Origin of the sequence: Bacillus sp. FSL M7-1345 (assembly GCF_038006985.1) — a bacterium.
GTDB lineage: Bacteria > Bacillota > Bacilli > Bacillales > Bacillaceae_G > Bacillus_A > Bacillus_A cereus_U.
This window is the reverse complement of sequence record NZ_JBBOWG010000001.1, coordinates 2,137,931-2,161,568: the sequence shown is the minus strand read 5'-3', so window position 1 is coordinate 2,161,568 and position 23,638 is coordinate 2,137,931. Positions and strand designations below refer to the sequence as shown.

Sequence of the window (23,638 nt, the reverse complement as noted above, 5' to 3'; positions counted from 1 at the left end):
TATCTTACTATTGAAAACAGAAGGCGATGATTTTTCACATCAAGCAGTTCGTTTTGCCAAAGATGTATTCTCATCGCCTAAGTCCTTCTACCTATTGATCTTCAGATAATACTGTTTTTGCAATTCCAGTATCTAAGTCTTCAAAGTCATGATATGAAATTGTTTCATATAACTCACTTCTCGTTTGCATATTAGAAAGTGCATCTTTTTGAGAACCTGTCTCTTTAATTAGCGTAAACACATTCTCATATGCTTTTGCAGCAACACGAAGTGAAGTTACAGGATAAATTACCATTTGGAAGCCCATATTCGCAAATTCCTCTGCACTATAATATGGTGTTTTCCCGAACTCAGTCATATTTGCTAGTAAAGGTGCATTCACTTTGCTAGTAAATAAACGGAATTCTTCTTCCGATTGAAGCGCTTCTGGGAATATTGCATCTGCCCCTGCTTTTACATATGCGTTCGCTCTTTCAATCGCTGCATCTAATCCTTCCACGCCGCGAGCATCTGTGCGTGCTACAATATATAAACTTGGCTCAACTTCTTTAATCGCTTTAATTTTTTGAACTAATTCTTCTGTAGTAACAAGTTTCTTACCATTTAAATGTCCACATTTCTTTGGTAATTGTTGATCTTCAATCTGAACAGCCGCAACTTTCGCTTCCACCATTTCTACAGCTGTTCTCGCTACGTTTAGTACTCCACCAAATCCTGTATCAATGTCAACAAGAACTGGTAAATCTGTAGCTCTTACTAGATCCCTTGCTCTCTCTGCTACTTCAGTAGACGTCACGATTCCTAAATCTGGTAGCCCTTTACTTGCAGTATAAGCAGCTCCCGATAAATAAAGAGCTGAAAAACCTGTATTTTTCGCAACAAGAGCCGCCATTGCATCATGAGCACCTGGAATTTGTAAAATTTCATTTGCTTCTACTAAAGCTCGGAAGCGATTCGCAAGCTCCTCTTGTGTTGACTGTTTATTCACAACCCAAGCCATTCTAAATTCCCCCTATTATTAAATTAAGAATAGATCTACAAATTCGTTTACATTCATATTTTCTAGTTTTTCTTCATTTAGACAAACTTCATGAATTTTTTCTTGTTGCTTACTAGAATAATGACCTGCCATATTTGCAGTGAATTTTTGAACAACTTTTGGAATCGCTTCGTCTCTACGGAAACGGTGGCCAAGTGGGTATTCACATTCCACATTTTCTGTTACAGTACCATCTTTAAAATGAACTTGAACAGCGTTGGCGATTGAGCGCTTGTTCGGATCAAGGTAATCTAAACTGTACTGTTTGTTTTCAACAACAACCATCTTATTACGTAATTCATCTACACGTGGATCATTCGCTGCTACATCCTCATAATCATCCGCAACGATATCTCCTTTTAATAAACCAATTGCCGTAATGTATTGTAAGCAATGATCGCGATCAGCTGGGTTATTTAATGGTCCCTCTTTATCGATAATACGAATTGCTGATTCATGAGTTGTAATTGTAATACGATCAATTTCTTCTAATCTTTCTTTAATTTCAGGATATAATTTCACAGCACATTCTGCAGCTGTTTGTGCATGGAACTCTGCTGGGAATGACACTTTGAATAATACATTTTCCATTACATACGATTCTAGTGGTCTTGCTAATTTTAATTCCTGCTTATTAAATAATACATCTTGGAATCCCCATCCTGGCGCAGATAATGCTGTTGGGTAACCCATTTCACCTTTTAGAGCAGTCATTGCAAGATGAACACCGCGGCTCGTCGCATCTCCTGCTGCCCATGATTTACGTGAACCAGTATTTGGAGCATGACGATATGTACGAAGACTAGAATTATCAATCCACGCATGTGATAATGCATTAAAGATTTCTTCACGCGTTCCGCCAAGCATTTTCGTAACTACCGCAGTTGTTGCTACTTTTACGTATAATACATGGTCAAGACCAACACGGTTTAAGCTGTTTTCTAAAGCAAGTACACCTTGAATTTCATGTGCTTTAATCATCATTTCTAGTACTTCACGTACTTTTAATGGTTCTTTTCCTTCTGAAATACGAACACGGCTAATATAATCTGCTACTGCTAAAATTCCGCCTAAGTTATCAGATGGATGTCCCCATTCTGCTGCAAGCCAAGTATCGTTATAGTCTAACCAACGGATCATACATCCGATATTAAATGCGCCTTTTACTGGATCAAGTACATATGACGTACCTGGTACGCGTGTACCATTTGGCACGATTGTTCCTGGTACAACTGGTCCTAATAATTTTGTACACTCTGGATATTGTAGCGCTAAAATTCCGCATCCAAGTGTATCAAGTAATACGTAGCGAGCAGTGCTGAATGCTTCTGCACTTGTAACCTCTTTATTTAATACATAATCCGTAATTTCTTCTAATAATGCATCTTTTTGTTTAATTTCATTTGTTTTAATCATACTATTCTTCCCTTTCTGTCGAAAATTCGTTATTATTAATGATGGGTGTCGGTCAAACACCCATCTGGCGGGCGGCGCTAACAACTCCCCAGTTGTTTTTATTTACTAAATGCATGTCGCTCGCCAATATAATTTACACGTGGACGGAACAAACGATTGTTCGCATGTTGCTCAATTACGTGTGCACATAACCCTACTGTTCTAGAACTAAAGAAGATTGGTGTGTAAAGTTGAATTGGAATACCAAGCATCCAATATACTGGAGCAGCATAGTAATCAAGATTCGGATAAATGCCTTTTTCCTTCTCCATAATCTTCTCTCCAGCTTCACACATTTCATATAGTGTATAATCGCCTTTTACATCACAAAGCTGTTTTAAAGCTTCCTTCATCATAAGTGCTCTTGGATCTATCTTCTTCATATATACGCGATGTCCAAAGCCCATGATTTTTTCTTTGTTATAAAGTTTCTTCTGTAATAGTTCTTCAAATTTCTCAACATTGCCAGCTTCTAAAAGCATGTACATAACCGCTTCATTTGCACCACCATGTAAACTTCCTTTTAAAGATGCAACTGCACCTGTTAGAGCGCCGTATAAATCCGATTGTGTTGATGCAATTACGCGAGCTGTAAATGTAGAGTTTGGCATTTCATGTTCACTATATAATACAAGGGAACGATCAAAGATCTTTTCCTCAAGTTCAGTTGGTTTTTTACCAGTTAACATATAGAAGAAATTCGCACTATATGACAATTCCTGAAGGGGCTGAATTGGCTCCTCGTTATTTAAAATATGATAGCTATTCGCTACGATATTTGGCACTTTACTTAAAAGCTTGTACCCTCGACTTTTATTCACTTCTAACGAGCGGTTTTCGATATCACTATCGTAACCAGCTAATGCTGACACACCTGTACGTAACCCATCCATAGGATGCGTTTCTTTAGGCAATGCCTTTAGCACATTAAATACACCTTCCGGCACTGCATATTCTTCTTTTAATTTCTTTTCAATTGTTGCTTTTTCATCCTCATTCGGTAGCTGTTCTTCTAATAAAAGATGCACAATGTCTAAATACTCTTTTGTTTTTGAGAGTTCGATTAAATCATACCCTTGAATTACAATTTCACCTTTTACTGTGTCAAGAAACGAAATTTTCGTCTCCGCTGCTACTACACCATCTAATCCCGGGGAAAATTTTTCTTCAGCTTTCATCATTATTTCCTCCAATCCTAATAGATCTTCGTGCACATAACTGTAAGCCTTTACAATACTATGAAACTACATTTCTCTATTTCAATGTATCAGAGTTTTTAGAAGATTTCAATTTATTTTATAATGATAAGTTTCCTATACTTTTACCGATGTAATAATACAATTTTTCAAAAATAACTTTCATCTTTTATAAAGAAAGGACAGACATCCTTTTACAATTTTCTAAAACGAAATATAGCAATTATCCATATAATCCCATTAAATACACCTTTAATCTCTTTTTCTTTAACAAATATAAAAAAACGAGCTGCATTCATGCACAGCTCGTTTTTTATAATATTTATTTCATATTCCCAAAAATATAATTCTTATATAAAATTTATTTATTTTTAATAAAATTATTATTTTACATAATTAAATTAAATTTCTTCCGTTCCTTTACGATAACTTACAACTAAATCATAGTTTTGAAAGTACCAAAGATTATCAAAATCTATAAAAATAAAATACCGTCTTTCTCAACTGACACTATTTCCCGAAATGGTTTCTCAGAAACAATTCCTAAAGAATATCCTGGATGAATTGCGCTATTTCCTCCGTACCTTACAATAAAGTGAAACTTTAATCAGTGGGGGGTTTTTTCATCCCCCACTGATTATTAGCCCACACCAATCGGGCGTTTACGGGCAGCAGGGCTCCTACCTAACTTCTTTGCTCCAGCCGAATTTTGAGGTGGGAGTCTTACTGCCCACAAATAGCGGGATAAATCAAATCGATTCATCATACTTTATACGCAATTCTTCCTTAAACCATCGTAGAGCATCATGTTCAATTGAAATTTTCATCTTCGCTCTTCCTGTTTACGAAAAATCTTTTTTGCCTAATCGTTGTTTTACAAAAACAACGAAAAGAATTAAAGCTATTAATCCAGAAATTGCACTACCAGCAAATAAAATACGGTAACCAAACATTTGTGAAACAACTCCAAGTAAAATCGCACCTAATCCAATACCTAAATCAAATGCGGTAAAGAATGAAGCGTTAGCAACTCCTCTTCTACTAGGATCAACAATTGTCAGCATCGCTGCTTGTAAAGCGGGCTGTGCTGAACCGAATCCAACACCGTATAATACCGCTGCGATAATTATACCCATTAAACTATTTGAAATAGTTAATACAACTATAGCTAAAATGGTAATACATAGTGCCGGGAGTATGATAAATACTTCTCCGTATTTATCTAATAGTTTTCCTGAAATCGGACGTACAATTGTTAAAGCAATTGCATATACAAGAAAGAACGTCCCAGGATTCACATCAATTGATGACGCAAATAACGGTAAAAATGTTGTTATGCCTCCGTATGCAAACGATAAAAAGAAAATAACAATTGTAATTGATAAAACAGATTTTTCAAATAGCTGGATTTTCCCTTTTTCTTTTTGTGGCGTAAATGGCATTTTCGTTATTAACGATAATACGACTGCCATAAAGGATAAAAGAGTTGCTAATAAGAATAGGCCATGAAATGAATAATTTTGTACAACCCATAATCCAATCATCGGGCCAATTGCCATCGCGATTGTCATCGCCATGCCATACCAGCCCATTCCTTCACCACGACGTGAATCTGGAATAATATCAGTTATCGCTGTTCCAACTGCTGTTGTAGAAACAGCCCACGTCACTCCGTGAATAACGCGCAAAACAGCTAAAAGGACAATAGTCGATGCTAAATTATACGAATACATCGTTAGCCCAAAAAATATGAGTCCGAAAATAATAAAAGATCTTCTACCATATTGATCTAACATTCCTCCAATAATCGGTCGTATTACAACTGCCGCTATTGTAAACATTCCCATCATCAGTCCAACTTGTGATTCATTTCCACCAATCTCTTTAATAAAGAGCGGTAGCGTTGGAACTAGTAAATAAAACCCTGTAAATAAAAATAACATCGCGATAGTCATTTGAATAAATGATTTCGTCCATAATCGTTCCATTAAAATTCCTCCATAAACACGTAAAATATTGCAATCAACACATCAATTGTATATTTTTCATGTTCCCTTGCCCTCCGCTAATAGACGTATCTTTTCATACTAAATGGTCTACCATCAATTTAAATTGGTCTTACGACTTTATACGTATGTTTCATTCTAAAGTCTTATCCATATGTACCTTTATAGCTGTTAAAAGAATATACTACTTTATCATTAAAACTTAGGAGTGATTGTTTTCATGTGGGTATCACCAAGAATAACCGTTGCCGTCCCGTCAGTTCCCTCAATACATGTTCCTGCCGTTCATACAGCAAGTTCTGATGTTGGTATCGAACTTCCTGCTGCATGGCAACAATATCAATTGCCCGGCCAAGTCACCCCTTCATATTGGCACCATGGCACACATCCTAGTAGTACTACTTTTTATAGCCCTAGCTATCCAATACCTCCGACTCAAATTTTTTATCATTTCCCATCAATTTACTTTCAAAATTTCTATGGTACTTTTAATATTTAAAAAAATCGTAAGAAATCACGACCTTTTTAAATACAAAAAGCACGTAAGGAAGCGCTTTTTGCGATTCCTTACGTGCTCTTCAAATACATTATTTATTGTCCATTATTGGCAGGGACTTCTCCTGCGTTCCCGCCAGTAGTTGGTGGAGCAGGAGTCTCTTGGCCACCTCCAGTGGTTGGTGGATTTGGAGTTTCTTGGCCACCTCCAGTGGTTGGTGGATTTGGAGTTTCTTGGCCACCTCCAGTGGTTGGCGGATTTGGAACTCCAGTGGTTGGTGGATTTGGAGTTCCTTGGCCACCTCCAGTGGTTGGTGGATTTGGAGTTCCTTGACCATTTCCGTTGTTCGGTGGATTTGGAGTTCCTTGACCATTTCCATTGTTCGGTGGATTTGGAGTTCCTTGACCATTTCCATTGTTTTGTTCATTTTGCTTATTCTGTTCATCTTGTTTCTTTTGCTCTTCTTGCTTCTTAAGTTCATCTTGCTTCTTTTGCTCTTCTTGTTTCTTTTGCTCTTCCTGTTTCTTTAATTCTTCTTGCTTTTTCTCTTCTTCAGTTTTTTGCTGTTGATCTTGCTTCGGTTGTTCAGTTGTATCCGGCACGCTCGTATTTGGAGATGAATCACGTTTTGCACCTTTTATACGTAACTCACTACCTTCTTGAATAACACTACTTGGCATTTTAAAGCGTGATTTATCTGTAGCCATCTCGCTCATCATTTCTTTAAAAATCAACTGTGCAATTTTCGTATTTTTACTACTAATATACTCGTCTTTTCCATCTTTCATATATCCAGTCCATACTGCCATCGTATATTGCGGTGTATATCCTGCAAACCAACTATCACGAGTTGCACTTTCTGGTAGTTTATATTGCGCTATTTGTTTTGAAGAATAGTTTGTTGTACCTGTTTTACCAGCTACATCTAAAGAGGCCACATTTGCCGATGTACCAGTACCTGATGTAACTACAGAACGAAGCATATCAGTAATCATATATGCTGTAGAATCCGCCATAACTGGTTTTGGTTTTTGTCCAAAACTTTGTGACTTGCCATCTGGATAAACTACTTTCTTAACAAAATGCGGCTTCGTATACTTACCATCATTACCAAATGCCGCATAAGCACCCGCTATTTCAGTTGGTGATACTTCGTTTGTACCAATCGCTGTAGATTCTGTCGGTGCTGTATTAAATGTAATACCTAATTTCTCAGAGAAGTCTTTCGATTTACTAATTCCCACTTCTTTTGCAGTTTTAATTGCCGGAATATTACGCGACATTTTTAATGCTTCACGCATTGAAATTGGGCCTGAATAACTTCTGTCTGCATTTCGAACTTCTTGCCCCGTTGAATACTTAAATGGAGAGTCATCAATTTGATGGTAAGTAGCCCATTTTAAATATTCAATTGCAGGAGCATAGTCAAAAATTGGCTTCATTGTCGAGCCAGCTGCACGATCTAATTCAATTGCCATATTATGTCCTTTAAATACAGCTTTATTTTCACCACGACCACTGCCTATAGCACGAACTTCTCCTGTTTTCGTATCCATAAATGTGAAAGCACCTTGGAAGCTCTCATTTGGATAATTAATAATATTTGTATTTAAAATATTATCAGCCAATTTCTGTGCTTTAGGATCCAATGTTGTATAAATTTCTAAACCGTCAGAACCTATATTAGCATCTGGTAGTTCTTTTTCTACTTCTTTCACAACCGCATCCATAAATGCAGGATATGGCATCGCTTGTAGTTCTGTTGCAGGCTTAAGTCCCTTTTCTACGTCAACTTTCGATGCTTCTTCCATTTCTTGTTTTGTTATATAGCCATGTCGATTCATTAACCCTAGTACAGTATTTCTTCTTTCTGTTGCCCTTTGAACATTTTCTTTTTTCGTTGGGTCATAGTTATTCGGCGCTTTCGGTAAACCGGCAAGCATCGCAACTTCTGGTAATGTTAACTCATTCAATTCTTTACCGTAGTAGTTTTGTGCTGCTGTTGCGATTCCATATGAACGGTTACCTAAATTAATTTTATTTAAATACATCTCTAATATTTCATGTTTTGAATACTGTTGTTCTAGCTTATACGCTAAATATATTTCCTGAACCTTACGCTTTGACGTTTTTTCCATCGATAAGAAGTAGTTTTTAATAACTTGCTGCGTTATCGTACTTCCACCTTGAGAGCCATAATCTCCTTTAAGACTAACTAAAACTGCACGTGTAGTCCCTTTGAAGTCTACTCCGCTATGCTCATAAAAACGTGCATCTTCTGTTGCTAAAAATGCATTTTCTACCAATTTAGGAATTTGATCATACGTAACATTCGTCCGCTTTTCTTTCCCATATTCATATACCAAATTCCCGTCTTTATCATAAATTTTTGAGGATAACGGATTAACAAGTTTTGTTTTCTCAAGTTTCGGCGCGTCCTTTATCATAACGAAAAAGGTAGCCACCCCTGCCACTAAACCTACAATACCAAGTAGTAAACAGCTAATTAAAAATTTACGGAAAAACGATGTTTTACCTTTTGGTTTTTGTTTTTTAGAAGCTGGCTGTTTTTTCTTTTGAACTTGTCTTCGCTCCTCTCGAGAACGATAATTTTCTGACATGTTACTTTCTCCTGCCTTTCAATTCTCCCGTTGATTTACTTAAAAATATTGAGGTCACTTTCACAAATACATTTAGTCAAGAAAGTATATTAACCTGGAGCATTCAATATTTTCCCAATTCACAGATTATAAATTTTAGAATACTTCTTATACAAACTATTTTCACTTCTATTTTTTCTAATAATGCTGCCCCTTAAAGCATAGAATGTAAGAAGTGAATTTTTAATACCTCGTATAAATAATATACCTTTTTTTCAAATGGTCAATATTTTCTTATTTATAAATCAAAGGTGAAATAAAAATAGCACAACGATATGTACTTCGTGTGAACTTCCTTATAATTACGTATAAAGAACATTTGATATATTGCATATAAATATAATACCTCTTTAATTATTAGGATTTCAACATGACAATCCCCTTATCTACAAGAAACCATCTAAAATGAAAAGTAAGGAGTTGCGTATTGATGAAACTCTCTCCCGTTATCTCAAAAAATATAGTTGCTGTTGGCTATAATCCTTTTTCGATGATTTTACGTATTCAATTAAAGAATGGTATGTATGATTTCTTTAATGTACCAGAAAGCATTTACACCGGTTTATTAAACGCACACTCTAAAAGTTATTATCATAATACTTATATTAAAAATTCTTACCGCTATACTAAAATTTAAACTTGATTGACATACAAAAAAAGAAAGGCGAATCAAATTCCCTTTCTTTTTTGTATGCTTTCACTCGTAATTTACCTTCTATCTTCTTTTATTAATTTCATCGTACGCTTGAATTTGTCTTTTAAGTCGCCTGTCGGCTTTTTTGTCATGTACGACAAGAACTGCGTGTATCGCTCCTGGAACCCAAAAAATTAAGGTTAAAATGAAATTAATAATCGCTTGAAACGGCTTTCCGCAAAATAATACAGCTACTGGCGGAAGTAAAATTGCTAATAAGTACATCATGTCTGAAAAACTCCTTACTGTTTATTTTTCAATTCTTACCTATTCATCTCCTACACTATCAAACCTATGAAATCATGTTATTTCTAAAAGCGTATGTAAGAACTCATCATTACAAAAATCACATATAATAGTATAACTAAATGAGGAGCCTCTCACTAACGTTAACAAGCTATTTTCACCTGTTCGTTTATATGTATATTCTACACCTATATGAAACAGCCTACAAAAAGAATTATCACATCAATCTTGTCCTATTTCTAAAATTGAAATACTCCAAACTTCATTTAAATGAGTATTTCATTGCCTTTTCTTAGATTCCAATCGTTGTTCCTCTACTATTTCAGTTAATCCAATTGCTGAAATTACAGTACCTATTGCCTGTATCCAAATACCTATTAGCCCTATTATACGTTGATTTTCTTTATCTATATTACTGTCTTCATTTCCCTTTTCTTCTTTTGATATATTGTGAATACCTTCATATGCTTGTAATCCTGCACCTAAACTTTGCATTGAATTCCCTAATACAATAATCCACTGTATTCCACTTATCTCATTCAATGCTACTTCTACTCCTAAAAAAGCTCCAATTGATTGCAAACTATTTCCAGTAATTATAAGGAAATCATTTTCTTTTATTTGTTCATTTAGATTAAAATACGTTCCTATTACATTAGAAATATTACCTAAAGCTAATAACTCAATCCCCGTTTTCGCTAGCGCTTTATTTTTATTATCTATAGTTACATCTTGCTTCTCACATTTATCTTCATCTTTCACATCAATAGTTGCTATAATTTGTAATATATATCCTAGGGCTTGTAATGAACTCCCTACAATAACAAGATCCGACTCAATCTTTTCTTCTCCTGCAAACCCTCTAGTTGTTCCAATAGCTGCTATAAGATTTCCTCCTACTTGAAACCATGCCCCTGTCAATTCTAAATCGCGTAGGTTCATTTCCCATCACCTATATTAAAATTTTCTAGTACATTCGAAATAAACAAATATCACCTTTAATTCATTATTTTATTTTTCATATGTAATTTTGTGCATCACATAATGTACTAATAATAAAAAAGAGCACCTTTCAGGCGCTCTTTTTTACAAGGAGTTTCTCGATGAATGTATAATTTGCAAATGCTTCCTACATACTTCAATATATGCTTGTCCTTCAAATCTGTGAATATAACATTTAATACCTATCTGAAGATTAAATGCATACCGGACATGTCAATGAATCTCCGTTTTTATCTATTGATATATTTAATATATAATGAATTGCTTTATGTGACCACATTTCAGGTGTAGGAGATTCTTTTACATATTGAGGTGCACATAAATGAAGCATTGGAGTGCTAATACTTCCACCTGGATCTAAAGCAACTACGGCCATACCATTTGGCAGTTCCATTGCCATTGACTGCGTGATACCTTCAATAGCAAACTTCGAAGCACAATATGGCGCAAGTTCAGCCTCGCCTTCTCTTCCCCAACTAGAGCTCATATTAATAATAATTCCTTCTTTCCTAGCTATCATCGCCGGGACAAACGCCCTAATGACATTTACTACCCCGTTCACATTTACACTCATTACTCTTTCAAATTCTTGAGCGGTAACTTTCCATAGCGGTGCATTTTTATTAACAATCGATGCATTATTTATTAACATATCGGGAGCCCTATACCTATTAAGAATCCGACTTGCCCATTTACTAACTTGGTGATGATTTGAAACATCAATTATTTGAAAATCATGTGAAGCACCGTAATATTTATTAAGCTCTTCAATTTTATTTTTTGAGCGTCCACACCCTGCTATTTTCCACCCCAATTCATGAAACCTATCAACCATTGCACGTCCTAACCCTTGCGTTACTCCAGTAATAATTACAAGTTTCCCAATGTCGTTTCGCTCCAACTGCATCTCCTCCTTTCAATTAATATTACTCTTTTTATTCTTATTCAACTTCTCACTTAAGTATCAATTCATTTCATACTTTAGAAGTATTTTTGATATTACATATTAACAAGCAAAAAGAGTAACCATAATAGTTACTCTTTTTGTTTACATCGATAAATATAAGCTACACCTTAATGAAAGTATATTTATGTTTATGGTTCGATTTATCTAAATACTTTTCAATCCACTTTTGCAACTTAACAGAGCCCATCTCTATCAAAGAATTTCCACCTAGTCTTATAGCATACTTTTATTTAAATTCTCAATCTCATTTTGCAACTTTTTAAATTGCTCAAAATGCATTGTTATAGATTGAATACTATTCCTTTCAACATTTTGCTTCACTAATAAAACGCCTGTATCGTGAAAAATCGCTTCAAGTTCTTTCCTTATAGATACTTTCGTAATATATGCGGTTTTAATTGCCGATAAAATTGCTATTTCATTAAACTTTAATTTTATTTCATTAGGACAAAATGCTTTTTCGATCAAAGTAACATCATTACTATAAATAAAAGCAACAAGTTTACTTGATTCTGCATCTGTTAAATCCACTGTTTTTATAACATTATCCATTACATTTTGCCTCCTTTAATTCCGTATATATTAATTATTCGAATTTATTCTTTTTAAAATTCAACTCTTCGTTAATTTTAACATACTTTTTGCTCGATTGATTAAACAAAGCTTATAACATTTTTCTATTCCGGAATATTTGTCAAATGAACCAATTAGACTATACCTTCATATAGTAATGCAAACAATTACTTATAAAGTAGGTGAAAATTATGCCCTCAGTTGTAGGGAATTTAGTTGTACAAAATAGTAACGGGTCTTTCAACTTAGGTGATTTCTACAACGTTTCTCCAAAAGAGAATACGAAAGCTTATAACGGCTCTGGCGCATCTAACGTTGGTTTCGTAGTGAACACTTTCAGTGGGGTTAGCGCGACTAATACATTTGATTCTGATCTAGCAGATCAAAACCAAGTTGGTACGGCCTAACCAAATCGGTAATCATTTTTGTATAACATTTTCAAATTTGTCTATACTATACTCAGGCTGATACACAGCTATCGTCGATTTTTTGAGTGCCAATCTTTTTCTCCCTTTCCCTGGGACTAAGCAGCTAGCTTGCATCTAGCTGCTTTTTCATTTAGTTCTTCACCTCTTCAAAAAAATTAGATTTTTACAGGCAGCCTGACTCACAGCCGAATTTTGAGGCGTAAATCTAACTGCCCGCAAATAGCTAGATAAATTAAAGAAGCTAAACTTCAAAATTCAGCTTCTTTTAAGTTACATCAATTATGTCCCTTGCAGCAAATATATATGTTTTATAAAATGCATCTGTACATTTTACAATTTGTTGAATTGGATTTATATGAACCACTGTCATATAACTCGTAAGTATGTATCCTTCTTCAAAATAGGTCACTAACATCTCTTTTTCAGACAATAATGAAGTTAATAATTTGTCTGAAATACTTTCTTTCGCTTCATTCGTTATTAGTGGCCTTTGGACTTTTAATTTCTCTCCAATAATTTTTCTCATACTTAATAATTGTTCCGACATTACTGTAAATGGAACCCACTCTCTTCCTTTTTCCTGTACCTTTACATAATTCATTTTCTTTACTCCTCAATTTTCTACATCTATCCATTCATAAATTTCACTTCTAAATACACTTTATCCATCTCTTATTTAATATGTAGCGTAGCTTTCCAATTCAAAATTATTTATGAATTTGTAGGAATCTCCACCCAAAAAGAACGTTAGTTCTAATTATACACGAACGAATGTTCTTTCGGAAGTACAACATGTAAATTTTTTAAACAAAATGCAACCTTAATCTATGAAGTTTATTCATACTGATTGATTCCTCCTTTTAATTAATGAATTCTCTTTGCACTTCCTATCGCATCATAGAATACGTGTAGCAACAATAAAAGCGACTCCACCTAATGTGAAATCGCTTTTATTGAACTAATTATATTTCTAATTTTACTTTTCTATCCTAACTAACGTTCTTTCTGGAATACAAATTTCAGCTACATCTCATTAACCATCCTTCAACAAAAGCATATACTTTGATTATGAACGAACGCACAAATCTTTAGAAACTTATGATGTAAAACCATTCATTCCTCATAAGTTTCATACATATCGACAATTACTACCATTTATCCCGCTATTTGCGAGCTAATAATCAGTGAGAACGAACAAAACTCAAATTGATTAATATTTCACTTTCTTTATTGAATAAGTTTAGGTTGCATAATAATATGTAATTCTCTCTCTGTTTCTGTTTTTTTCGGATTTCGATAGTATTCCAGTTTATATTCTAATACTTCATACTCAACCATCCCAATCTTTATCTCTTTTGTTTCCTTTAATACAGCTAATAGAACGCTTATATTTTCATTAGATGATTCAAAAATTTTCCCTCCGCCTTCTCTCTTAAAAATAACTTTCATATATTCTCCCCCAAGTTAATTTAATAATCTAGTAAATATAAAAATATTCATCCTACTTTAATAAATAATTCATATCATCGTTAAGAACATCCTTTTGTAATAAATGTTCAAAATTTCACTTCCTATAAAGTTAGTTTATACTCCAATAAATATGATATGTACCATTCTTTAAATTATGTCCTCTATTCAATTTCTAAGAAAATATTAAAAATATATTTAGTTTATATTTAACAAAATTAATTAACTAAAACATTATCATTTCAACATTTTGCGAAGTAATTGTTTATTCCTTTTTATTTACACCAAAATTTTCTATTGTAATTCTTAATATTTAAATGTAATATTGTATTGTCTTACTATCTATTTATAACTCACACACTAACGAGAAAAGGGAACTCTATATGAGTTCCCTTTTCTATTAAAAATTAAAAAACAGAAATATAGCACTATGCTAAATCTCTGTTTTCCTTCTAAACTTTACTTCGCATCTAAGAATTTAAATGTATCTTTAAATTCATTATCTGTTACTTTAATATCCGCTTCTTTCAATAGATCATTGATTACTTGTTGTTTCCATTTACCTGTCGCATCTTGTAGTCTTTGTTGTTCTAAATCTTTTCGAATCGAATCTTTCACTTCATCAAATGGTTTCAATTCTTTTTTATCCGTCACTTTTATAATATGATAACCAAAAGATGTTTTTATTGGCTCACTTACTTGTCCTGCATCTAATTTATACGCAGCTTCCTCAAATTCTTTCACAGTTTGACCAGGAGCAAAACCAGCTATTTCTCCGCCCTGTTCCTTTGAACCAGTATCTTCCGAATATTGTTTCGCTAAAGCAGTAAAATCTTCACCATTATTTATTTTCTCTTTTACTTCTTTCGCAGTTTTTTCATCTTTCACTAAAATGTGACTTACCTTCATTTCTGGTTTATGGTTATCTTTCACATCTTTATCTGTGACAGTCGCTCTAATCGCTTTCTCCAGTGCAATTTCTGGCTTCATTTTCTCTTTTAATTCATCTTCATTTTTTAATCCTACTTGCTCTAAAGCCACTTTAAACTTGTCACCCATTTGTTCCTTCGCTGCGTCTACTTGTTTTTTAGCTTCTTCATCTGAAACTTCATATTTATCTAGCAATGCCTTATTTAACATCATTTGAGATAAAGTACTTTTTCCATATGTTTGCCTTAATTCTTTACTAAACTCTTTCTCTGTCACGTTTCCTACTTTTGATGTTGCAACATTTTCTGAGGAACCACACGCAGACAATGTTAGCGCCACACATGTAATAATAGTTCCCATAAATAGCTTTTTCTTTTTCAATTCAAATACCTCACTTTGATAAATGTATATTAGGAACTATACAGCGCTATTGTGAAATTAATGTGTTTTCCGCAAGTATTTCTCTTCATGCCAGAGACAAGCTTTATTAAATACAAAAGCCGGCATAAAGCCGACTTTTTAACATCATTTAATCTGCACATGTTCTTCTTTGATCCATTTGTTCCCACCTATATCTATATATCCATCTTGACGATTCCAAATACGATAAGGGACCTTCCCATCGACCGCACCTGTATCATTCCCGTTTGGTCCATCGTACGTTCTAATTTCATATCCAGGTGTGTATTTGGAATATGCATAAAACCATTGTACATTAAAATGTTCTAAGTTAGCCCACTGTTGTTCACTACCTAAACAAATCATATCTTTTTCGCCACCTCCCCAATAACCTTTAAAGATTAAATATGGGATTTTTTTCGTAAGTCTTCCTGTAAACTGTGGATTCGCAGGATTTTCATATAAATTAATGCCGTATCCATCATCATATTTTGAAACTGCAATACCAATTCCATTTGGTTGCTTACTATCTCCAATACTAGATTGATTTGTTTGATTTGAACCTATAAACCAAGAAAGATTTTTATTCCCAATTAATTGATTTAAATCACATTTTCCAATACCAGGAACATTTCCTGAATCAGTATATTGCCAAATATCACAAGGATATGCTGGTTTATTCCCTCCATAACGAGGAATCCAAATAAAATCAGCATCAATATTGCGAGCTCCAAATGATACATACGTGTGATGTCCTACATATAAACCAATTTTTTTTGCACCTAATCGGCGTAATTCATCAATAAATGCTTGAGTCCCGCCTTGCATATCTACCATTGTTTGAACTTCTACATCTGCCACCCAAAATTTAGCGTTTTTATCGCCACGATTCCAAAAATCTTGCGCTTCTTTTTTTGCATCTGAAATAGATATAAAACGGCAAAATGCATAATTCCCAAATGGAATACTACGTTTCTTCATTTCTTTCACATAACCTTGATACATAAAATCGACCGTATTCGAACCATCTTGAACTCTAGCAATAACTAAGTCTAGCTGAGACACTGCAATATCCCAATTAATATTTCCATTCCATTTCGAAATATCTACAATATAACCCATTACTAATCAACTCCTTTTTATTATCTTATTCAAAGCTTGTATTATTGCTAGACCCATATGCCTAATAGCAAGCTTCTATAAGACAAATAAATATATTTTCATCATTTTTTAAAACTAAATAATTTCTTTTTATCCATAATAAACAAGTTCTTCTTTTTACATTTGTAAACGATAGACTTACGTTTATTTCACACTAAATATTGGGATAAAATCACAAATAATGCACATACTATATATAAGCAATTTTTGCTTATACTCATGAATGACCTCCAAGATTTTTCAATCTCCCTGTAAAAAGGCAGCTAAAAAAAGCTGCCTTTTTACAATTTATTATATAGAGACAAGTTAATTACCGCTTATTCCCTCGTATTAGTCTGTTTTTAAGCTTTTTATAAACATGATATATATTTTTTTACAACACTATTTTGATACGTACTAGAAATTAAATCAACTCATACAGTATATGTAATAATCAACTACAATAAAAATTACATATTATATTAATATGTCTTCCTAATTAAAAGGAAATAAACATATAACCCCTGTTATGTAAGGAGTTTATTTAATGAGAAAAATCCCTATCGTATTCAAAGTTCCCCCGAATTCAAAGCTAAAAGTTACATTCTACGGTCCTTGTAACGAAGTAATTACAAATGTGTCTTTAATTAATCAACTACCCACCCCTACCCGCCAAACTGTATCTCAATATCCAGACTTTAAGAAATATATAACTGAAGTCCGATCATTATCAAATTGTTAATCGTATAATTTTATGATTTATCATTTCGAACAGTACGATAACAAAATAGTAAAAAGAGCCGCATCTTTCAAAAGAAACGGCTCTTTTTCATTTCACAAAAACATGACTTCATTAAAAAACTAAAATAACTCATTAATTGATATTCTATTGATATTTTGTTGATATTTTACACATATTAATGAAATGAGCATATATTATCGTATGGAGATTCTCCACTCATAAAACCTATCTTTTTTGAGCATACTTTGTTTGTATGCTCCTTTTTTATTCTTTACTTAACGGATTATCTTGTTAACATTTCCAAATATCCATCTAACCAAACATTGAATATTTCAAAAAAACATTTTCTTATAATGCACTATGAATATAAGTTTAATAATTTATCTGTAGCTACATTTTCAGTATCACTTAAATCGACAAAATAATGAAGTTGCCACAGTTGACTCTTCTTAGCTTGATTACTAACAGGTTTATCCCAAATAGGGTAAACCCTCATAGCCATTTTCCCTTTTTGGTTTTGCGTTTTTAATATTTTTTCTTTTAGAAGAATCTCTTTTGGAAAAATAAATTGTCCTAGTTTATTATCCGCTATACAAGTGATAACTAAAAGGTTAGGAGCCGAATCATAAAAAAATGCCTGATTGCTCATAGAGGCATTTTTCTCCCAAAAAGAAACAAATTGTCCAATCTTATTAGGCGTAATTTTCGATACCCTAAATCGTATGCTTCTATTATTTAGCTGGAATACCCATCCTGCATATTCTGAATTTTGCTTTTCTTCTTTTCGTTTAGTAATTAATAGATTATTAGGTTTATAAATCATTTCATCTAGTTTTTCAATTATATTACTAAAATTTGTCATGTAAACGCACCTTTTTTATTTTTCAGTATACCAAGAACATTCGTTCTTGTATATCAAACTTAAACAAATGATGACTTTGAATAGTCTTTCAAAGATCATTTGATCTACTCCATCCATAACTTCAAATTTACTTTTATAGTATTTATTACATTACTCTTCCAATTTCTTGTATTTTTCATTATTATATTAATATATCAATAAAAAACGAGGTACATATTACATGAATCCATCCAAAATTGACTTCGGCTCCATAGAGCAACCTTTCTTCCTATTAGTTTTATATCTTATCGCAATTCTTTTAACACTCGGCATTACATTTAATATATGTCATTCCCTTTTACTAAATTTAAATGCACCGAGATGGGTAGCAAAACTGTTAGCTATCGTATTAACTCTAGGTGTTGCTTATCAAGTATTTATGAACTTATTTTAATATATTACCTTCTAAATAACTTAAACTAAAAGGCCCTACCATAAGGTAGAGCCTTTTTTAAAAAAATAGTCCATAAATCACAAACATGTCTTTTATTTTATTGGAGATGGGAATCTTGCAGCTTCAAAATGCGTACTAATAAATCCTGGATCATTTTGTATAATCAGTCCATCTACATCACTCTCAGCAAAAATTTCAACTACATCTCCTGCATGTAATTGAAGTATTGTTGAAACAGCTACGACATTTGCAAAATTGGGTGGACCAAAAAAGTCATTATCTATCGCTATAGCTGGATTATCATTTACCCGAATTTCTACACGCGCTCTATAATTCGTATTACTATCATTAGGTGCAAAGCTGATTGTACCAATAATAGAATAAACTCCTCTAGTCTTCGGAATAAAATCTGATGTTACTGGATTATATTCGTTCGCTAAATCAAATTGTTCATTTTGAAATAATACTTTAACAAAAGTATTTGCAGTGACATTTTGATCTACTGTACTAACAGCTCTAAAAGCAGATGCCCTTACAAGTTTATCTTTCTCATTATCACAACACTTATCGTAATAATCTGTACTCTTCTTACAACAAGTATGCTGTGTCTTTTTATAGCCATTGCAATGCTTACAATAATAATAAGACATACTTATATCCCCTTTCTAAATCTATTGTTGTATACTATGCAAAATAAATTTAAAAAGTTTGGACGAGCTATTGCTATTATGAAATTAAAAAAACTCCACCGAAAAGCAGAGTTAATAAAATTTTTTCCTTTTTAATATTTATACAATTGGAGATGGGAATCTTGCAGCCTCAAAATGAGAACCATCTTCTGTACTACTAATAACCCCATCTATACTACTTTGCGCAAAAATCTCGACAATATCACCTGCATGTAATTGAAGTATTGTTGAAACACTTACAACATTACCAAAATTTATTGGACCAAAAAAGTCGTTATCAATAGCAATTGCCGCATTTCCATTCACTCGAACTTCTACACGCGCTCTATAATTTAAATTTGTATCGTTCGGAAAGAAACCAATCGTCCCAATTACGGAATAAACTCCTCTAGTCTTTGGAGTAAAATCTGATGTTGCTGGGTTATATTCGTTCGCTAAATCAAATTGTTCATTTTGAAATAATACTTTAACAAAAGTATTTGCCGGAAGGTTTTGATCAACTGTATTTACAGCTCTAAAAGCAGATGCTCTTACAAGGTTTTTCTCCTTATGATCGCAAGAACAGTCATCACTTCTTTTTTTACAACAATCATGATTTTTCTTTTTGTAACTCTCACAATTCTTACAGTAGTAATAACAAGACATATATAGCGCTCCTTTCTACTCTATTACTACATATTATGCAAGCTAGATTTGGAAGGTTTAGACTAATTTGCTGCTATTACAAAAATAAGAACGTGCTACCATAAGACAGCTTGAAGAGAAAGTATAAGTATAAAACAAAGCTTAATGTTAGGAATGCGTCACCAATTATATTACTAAAGTAGTATCTTTAATGATGCATTCCTTGGCCTAGGATGTTATCGTTTTATAACACCCTACATTACTGCTGCCCTCTTGAATTTATTATCCCCCCTCCGCTACGCTCATTTCTGGTAAGTTTTCTCTGACTAATTGTTCAGCAAATGGTGGCGGTACCGCGTTTCCGCATCTGGCAACTTGTTCTGTTTTCGGATAAGGCTTCCCGTAAAAATCATGATCAATAATGTAGTTGCTTGGGAATCCTTGCACTGCATATAACTCATGAGGTTGTAACATTCTCATTCCAATATCTAAAATTTTATAATTGTTCCCTAGATACGAATCATTTCTTATAAGGACGCTCTGTACTTGCGCCCTAATATAATAAATACTCAAATTTATTCCCCCGTATATTTTTATAAATTGTATACAGTTCCATATGGAATTGTTGAAACAGAAATTCCGTATGGTGTAATATGATGCATTGGGTAATAATACTCCATAGATGAATAGTACGGTTGTATGCCTTGCTGTATTTGTTGCATTTGCTGCTGTGCTTGTAACGCTTGTTGAACAGCTTGAATTGTACTTTGTGCTCCGCTATACGTAATACCCGCCGTACCATACGGACGCATTCTATCTCGGGTATCAAAATATGAATAAAACATTATTATTCAACTCACTTCCATATAAGTTATTACAAAGTATGTTATGATTCTTAATTTCAGTGAGTGTTAAAAACTAGTCCACTAGCTTTTATTCAAATAGCGTTTTTGCTCACCTTCCTTCTTTTGACCCCTCACTTTTTTCAAAATATTCAGACGATACTTTGCATTCAATGCCAATCTTCTCACCGACAATCAATCGGTCTACATTTGCAATCATCCACGGGTATTCAGGATGCTGCAGGATTGCATTTCTGCGTTGTACCTTTAAATTCGTACGCTTGGAAAATTCTTTTGCAACTACCTCTCCCAAAACGTTTCCGAAATATGCCGATTCACTTTGTAAATCTTCCTTTTCAATCGCTTGTGTTTTTTCAAAGAATACTTGAACTGCTGATTTTCATTAATTTAAACCTGCGATTGCAGAAACATCTGAGCCACCAATAGCTTGCAACCACTGAACGTAGTCCATGTTTAGTGTGTTAACCAATACTTTTGCTTGCATGTTCTATTCACTCACCTTCCATATTATACTGATACCAACATATATTTTTTTATGAGGACTCATTGCCGTGAGTCCTTTTTTATTGCCCAAATACTTTTGTAACAATTCCAACGCTTCATTAATGCTCCCATTCACACCCTCAGGTTCCGCGCCTTCTGGATATTCCTGTGAAATCATTACCGCTCGACTGATGGCATCTTGTAACTTTTCGGCATCGATAGACGTTGTCATGATACCTTCTTGCTCCTGTGGATCAGCTTTACCATAGCCATTGTGCATGGACATCTGGTTTTCTAGCATCTAGCTCGCCGCCTTAAAAAATGCAGGATTTTCCTTTCTATTATCGAATTAGTAATGTTTGGAAAGGGGGTGTAACATGGCAAAAATTAAAGTAGGACTTACACAATTTTTAGACTTCACACTGAAAAGTAGTGCAGCTAAAACAAACTTTGTAAAAAATCTAAAATCTCAACCTGAATACCAACCAGCTTTTGATTACTGGAAACAATTACGAGACACTGTTATTAAATTTCATCAAAATGAACTACCTTTTGAATGTTTCGAAACATTAGTACAAACGGTTGATCAAAGGAAAAAGCAAAACTATATCGATGTCATAAAGCAGTACAAAAAATTTATTAAAAACAACGACGTCTCTTGGTTCGATCCAGGTAAATCACATTGGATATCAGATGATTTAATCGTCCGCTCATCACCTGAACTCGGTTTGCTCATTAATGATGAGCCGCATCTTATCAAACTGTTTTTCAAAGGAAAGAAAGAGCGAATTGATAAATACAACATCAACTCAACGCTGACATTATTAAACGAATCAACATTTTCAAATGAACATAACGATGTGAATTATACGGTTCTTAACATCCAAAAGAACAGAATGTATACGAATAACTCTATTAATAATGATCATTTAATAGCACTTGAATCAGAAGCTAACCAGCTTTGTTATATATGGAATAAGATGTAAAGGGTACTATTCATCTCTTTCAATACCTTGTTCATGCATAATTTGGGCACAATTTTCACAAATCCAATCAGTTTCGTTTAATTGAAGCTCACCTTCTTGTTCCTCATAAACAATGCAGGGTGGGCGTTTTTTTCGAAAATAGTTTCTTTAACCATTTCCGCATCCTAACTCACCTCCTCCGAAAGAGTGATATAATGAGCTCTTTCCACTAAATCAGCGTTAACCCCCTAGTTTTTTAATCGATGAAGAAGTTCTTCGTTTTTTAGAACATGCAAAAGAAAACCGTTATTATATCGCTTATCTTCTTGCTATTACATGTGGAATGCGTAAAGGTGAAATCTTAGGTCTACAATGGAAAGATATTGATTTTGAGAGACGAACGTTATCTGTTAACCGTTCCCTCTCTCACATTACAAAGGGATTCCATGAACTAAAAACCTCTTCAGGAAAGAGATTGCTGATTTTGCCTGACATTACTTTAATGGCACTAAATGACCATCTGCAAAAAATCTCTGAGGGAAAAAGAGCGATATGGTGAAGGCTATAATGACTGCGATTTGGTCTGCCGTTTCAGAAGTTTGACACAGCTCTGGAAAAAGCTTATAAAGAAAAGTGAGGTTCCTGATATTCGGTTCCATGATCTGAGGCATACTCATGCAACATTAATGTTGAAACAAGGTATACATCCGAAGATTGTAAGTGAACGATTAGGACATAAAAGAGTAGGTATCACACTGGACACCTACTCACATGTTGTACCAGGACTTCAGGAAACTGCGGTGGATCAATTTGCAAAAGAATTATTCGGAAAGAAGAACTTTCGTTAGAAGTTTTCTTTTCTTGGCAAAAACGCCGCCTAAATAACCCAAAATATTATAAGTGAAAAAGGAGCAACAAAACATGAGAGAAATCAAGTCTGACAAGGAATTCAAAGACATCATCGCAAGCGAGGAGCCAGTAGTTGTTAAGTTCTTTACTACATGGTGCCCAGATTGCGTGCGTATGGACAACTTTATCGGAGATGTAATGGAAGAGTTCAATAAGTTTGAATGGTATTCTATTAATAAAGATGAGTTCCCAAGTATTGCTGAAGAGTATCAAGTAATGGGTATTCCAAGCCTACTTGTATATCAAAATGGCGAAAAGTTAGGTCACTTACATAGTGCAAATGCAAAAACGGAAGAGCAAGTTACTGAGTTTTTAGAAGCATACTAAGAAACGAAAAACCTCTGAAAAATCATCAGAGGTTTTTTTCGTT

25 protein-coding genes and 5 pseudogenes are annotated in these 23,638 nt (G+C 33.8%); 9 read left to right on the top strand and 21 right to left on the bottom strand.

The window, feature by feature from the left end:
• Positions 1-91 precede the first annotated feature (91 nt).
• The 5 genes and pseudogenes from prpB to MHB76_RS11245 all read right to left on the bottom strand — a co-directional run bounded on the left by prpB (position 92) and on the right by MHB76_RS11245 (position 5,678).
• Complete coding sequence (gene prpB, locus MHB76_RS11270; RefSeq protein ID WP_002157933.1) at positions 92-1,000, bottom strand: methylisocitrate lyase; 909 nt, start codon at positions 998-1,000, stop codon at positions 92-94.
• An 18-nt stretch (positions 1,001-1,018) separates the two neighbouring features.
• Entirely contained in the window at positions 1,019-2,455 is a 1,437-nt protein-coding gene (gene prpD / locus MHB76_RS11265) for a 2-methylcitrate dehydratase (protein ID WP_340986489.1), read from the bottom strand.
• 98 nt (positions 2,456-2,553) lie between these two features.
• On the bottom strand, positions 2,554-3,675 hold the full coding sequence (gene mmgD / locus MHB76_RS11260; protein ID WP_002202097.1) for a citrate synthase: 1,122 nt from the start codon (positions 3,673-3,675) through the stop codon (positions 2,554-2,556).
• 416 nt (positions 3,676-4,091) lie between these two features.
• Positions 4,092-4,285: pseudogene (locus MHB76_RS11255) on the bottom strand (HesB/YadR/YfhF family protein); the annotation flags it as partial.
• A gap of 247 nt (positions 4,286-4,532) precedes the next feature.
• Entirely contained in the window at positions 4,533-5,678 is a 1,146-nt protein-coding gene (locus MHB76_RS11245; RefSeq protein ID WP_078174215.1) for an MFS transporter, read from the bottom strand.
• Positions 5,679-5,916: 238 nt separating this feature from the next.
• Between MHB76_RS11245 and MHB76_RS11240 the strand changes: the two genes are divergently transcribed.
• The gene (locus MHB76_RS11240) at positions 5,917-6,195 is read left to right on the top strand and encodes a hypothetical protein (protein WP_016104776.1); all 279 of its coding nucleotides are present in this window, start codon (positions 5,917-5,919) and stop codon (positions 6,193-6,195) included.
• 92 nt (positions 6,196-6,287) lie between these two features.
• On the opposite strand, the gene MHB76_RS11235 is transcribed toward MHB76_RS11240, so the two are convergent.
• Entirely contained in the window at positions 6,288-8,813 is a 2,526-nt protein-coding gene (locus MHB76_RS11235) for a PBP1A family penicillin-binding protein (RefSeq protein WP_078174216.1), read from the bottom strand.
• Positions 8,814-9,282: 469 nt separating this feature from the next.
• Between MHB76_RS11235 and MHB76_RS11230 the strand changes: the two genes are divergently transcribed.
• Positions 9,283-9,489 (top strand): KTSC domain-containing protein, encoded by a 207-nt coding sequence (locus tag MHB76_RS11230; RefSeq protein WP_000777813.1) that lies wholly within the window; start codon positions 9,283-9,285, stop codon positions 9,487-9,489.
• A 78-nt stretch (positions 9,490-9,567) separates the two neighbouring features.
• Here MHB76_RS11230 and MHB76_RS11225 read toward each other — a convergent pair whose 3' ends face one another.
• The 4 genes from MHB76_RS11225 to MHB76_RS11210 all read right to left on the bottom strand — a co-directional run bounded on the left by MHB76_RS11225 (position 9,568) and on the right by MHB76_RS11210 (position 12,313).
• On the bottom strand, positions 9,568-9,774 hold the full coding sequence (locus MHB76_RS11225) for a YqaE/Pmp3 family membrane protein (RefSeq protein WP_000990221.1): 207 nt from the start codon (positions 9,772-9,774) through the stop codon (positions 9,568-9,570).
• Positions 9,775-10,071: 297 nt separating this feature from the next.
• Positions 10,072-10,734, bottom strand: a complete 663-nt coding sequence (locus MHB76_RS11220) for a DUF6944 family repetitive protein (protein ID WP_002157943.1) — start codon at positions 10,732-10,734, stop codon at positions 10,072-10,074.
• A gap of 253 nt (positions 10,735-10,987) precedes the next feature.
• The gene (locus MHB76_RS11215) at positions 10,988-11,695 is read right to left on the bottom strand and encodes an SDR family oxidoreductase (protein WP_078174217.1); all 708 of its coding nucleotides are present in this window, start codon (positions 11,693-11,695) and stop codon (positions 10,988-10,990) included.
• 279 nt (positions 11,696-11,974) lie between these two features.
• A complete protein-coding gene (locus MHB76_RS11210) occupies positions 11,975-12,313 on the bottom strand; it encodes a hypothetical protein (RefSeq protein WP_002012726.1) in 339 nt (112 codons plus the stop codon).
• A gap of 212 nt (positions 12,314-12,525) precedes the next feature.
• Here MHB76_RS11210 and gerPF point away from each other — a divergent pair, with 212 nt between their 5' ends.
• Positions 12,526-12,741, top strand: a complete 216-nt coding sequence (gerPF, locus tag MHB76_RS11205; protein WP_001141569.1) for a spore germination protein GerPF — start codon at positions 12,526-12,528, stop codon at positions 12,739-12,741.
• 286 nt (positions 12,742-13,027) lie between these two features.
• Here gerPF and MHB76_RS11200 read toward each other — a convergent pair whose 3' ends face one another.
• The 4 genes from MHB76_RS11200 to MHB76_RS11185 all read right to left on the bottom strand — a co-directional run bounded on the left by MHB76_RS11200 (position 13,028) and on the right by MHB76_RS11185 (position 16,680).
• The gene (locus MHB76_RS11200) at positions 13,028-13,363 is read right to left on the bottom strand and encodes a YolD-like family protein (RefSeq protein WP_002012722.1); all 336 of its coding nucleotides are present in this window, start codon (positions 13,361-13,363) and stop codon (positions 13,028-13,030) included.
• A 626-nt stretch (positions 13,364-13,989) separates the two neighbouring features.
• Positions 13,990-14,211 (bottom strand): hypothetical protein, encoded by a 222-nt coding sequence (locus tag MHB76_RS11195; protein WP_078174218.1) that lies wholly within the window; start codon positions 14,209-14,211, stop codon positions 13,990-13,992.
• Positions 14,212-14,688: 477 nt separating this feature from the next.
• Positions 14,689-15,540 (bottom strand): peptidylprolyl isomerase PrsA, encoded by an 852-nt coding sequence (locus tag MHB76_RS11190; protein ID WP_002202103.1) that lies wholly within the window; start codon positions 15,538-15,540, stop codon positions 14,689-14,691.
• A gap of 144 nt (positions 15,541-15,684) precedes the next feature.
• A complete protein-coding gene (locus MHB76_RS11185) occupies positions 15,685-16,680 on the bottom strand; it encodes a glycoside hydrolase family 25 protein (protein WP_016104772.1) in 996 nt (331 codons plus the stop codon).
• 565 nt (positions 16,681-17,245) lie between these two features.
• Here MHB76_RS11185 and MHB76_RS11180 point away from each other — a divergent pair.
• Positions 17,246-17,440, top strand: coding sequence for a hypothetical protein (locus MHB76_RS11180; RefSeq protein ID WP_078174219.1), 195 nt, complete (start codon positions 17,246-17,248; stop codon positions 17,438-17,440).
• Positions 17,441-17,798: 358 nt separating this feature from the next.
• Here the strand turns inward: MHB76_RS11180 and MHB76_RS11175 are convergent, their stop codons facing one another.
• Positions 17,799-18,302, bottom strand: coding sequence for a MepB family protein (locus tag MHB76_RS11175; protein ID WP_016104770.1), 504 nt, complete (start codon positions 18,300-18,302; stop codon positions 17,799-17,801).
• Positions 18,303-18,522: 220 nt separating this feature from the next.
• On the opposite strand from MHB76_RS11175, the gene MHB76_RS11170 reads away from it, so the two are divergent.
• Positions 18,523-18,735 carry a hypothetical protein gene (locus MHB76_RS11170; RefSeq protein ID WP_002157952.1) on the top strand — a complete coding sequence of 71 codons (213 nt, stop codon included), beginning with the start codon at positions 18,523-18,525 and terminating at the stop codon, positions 18,733-18,735.
• 92 nt (positions 18,736-18,827) lie between these two features.
• Here MHB76_RS11170 and MHB76_RS11165 read toward each other — a convergent pair whose 3' ends face one another.
• The 6 genes and pseudogenes from MHB76_RS11165 to MHB76_RS11140 all read right to left on the bottom strand — a co-directional run.
• Positions 18,828-19,385 (bottom strand): ABC transporter permease, encoded by a 558-nt coding sequence (locus MHB76_RS11165; RefSeq protein WP_078174220.1) that lies wholly within the window; start codon positions 19,383-19,385, stop codon positions 18,828-18,830.
• Positions 19,386-19,523: 138 nt separating this feature from the next.
• Positions 19,524-20,069, bottom strand: a complete 546-nt coding sequence (locus tag MHB76_RS11160) for a C1q-like domain-containing protein (protein WP_078174221.1) — start codon at positions 20,067-20,069, stop codon at positions 19,524-19,526.
• A 261-nt stretch (positions 20,070-20,330) separates the two neighbouring features.
• Positions 20,331-20,558, bottom strand: a pseudogene (locus MHB76_RS11155) (DNA cytosine methyltransferase); the annotation flags it as partial.
• 83 nt (positions 20,559-20,641) lie between these two features.
• The gene (locus tag MHB76_RS11150) at positions 20,642-20,893 is read right to left on the bottom strand and encodes a DUF3947 family protein (RefSeq protein ID WP_002136277.1); all 252 of its coding nucleotides are present in this window, start codon (positions 20,891-20,893) and stop codon (positions 20,642-20,644) included.
• Between the two features lie 109 nt (positions 20,894-21,002).
• On the bottom strand, positions 21,003-21,251 hold the full coding sequence (locus MHB76_RS11145) for a YqaJ viral recombinase family protein (protein ID WP_078174222.1): 249 nt from the start codon (positions 21,249-21,251) through the stop codon (positions 21,003-21,005).
• 228 nt (positions 21,252-21,479) lie between these two features.
• Positions 21,480-21,695: pseudogene (locus tag MHB76_RS11140) on the bottom strand (hypothetical protein); the annotation flags it as partial.
• A 76-nt stretch (positions 21,696-21,771) separates the two neighbouring features.
• Here MHB76_RS11140 and MHB76_RS11135 point away from each other — a divergent pair.
• From MHB76_RS11135 to MHB76_RS11120, 4 genes and pseudogenes are all read left to right on the top strand, one after another.
• Entirely contained in the window at positions 21,772-22,380 is a 609-nt protein-coding gene (locus MHB76_RS11135; protein ID WP_002157959.1) for a hypothetical protein, read from the top strand.
• A 238-nt stretch (positions 22,381-22,618) separates the two neighbouring features.
• Positions 22,619-22,747, top strand: a pseudogene (locus MHB76_RS11130) (site-specific integrase); the annotation flags it as partial.
• Positions 22,748-22,834: 87 nt separating this feature from the next.
• Positions 22,835-23,207 (top strand): annotated as a pseudogene (locus MHB76_RS11125) (tyrosine-type recombinase/integrase).
• 73 nt (positions 23,208-23,280) lie between these two features.
• Positions 23,281-23,595 carry a thioredoxin family protein gene (locus MHB76_RS11120; RefSeq protein ID WP_001206934.1) on the top strand — a complete coding sequence of 105 codons (315 nt, stop codon included), beginning with the start codon at positions 23,281-23,283 and terminating at the stop codon, positions 23,593-23,595.
• The last annotated feature ends 43 nt before the right edge of the window (positions 23,596-23,638 follow it).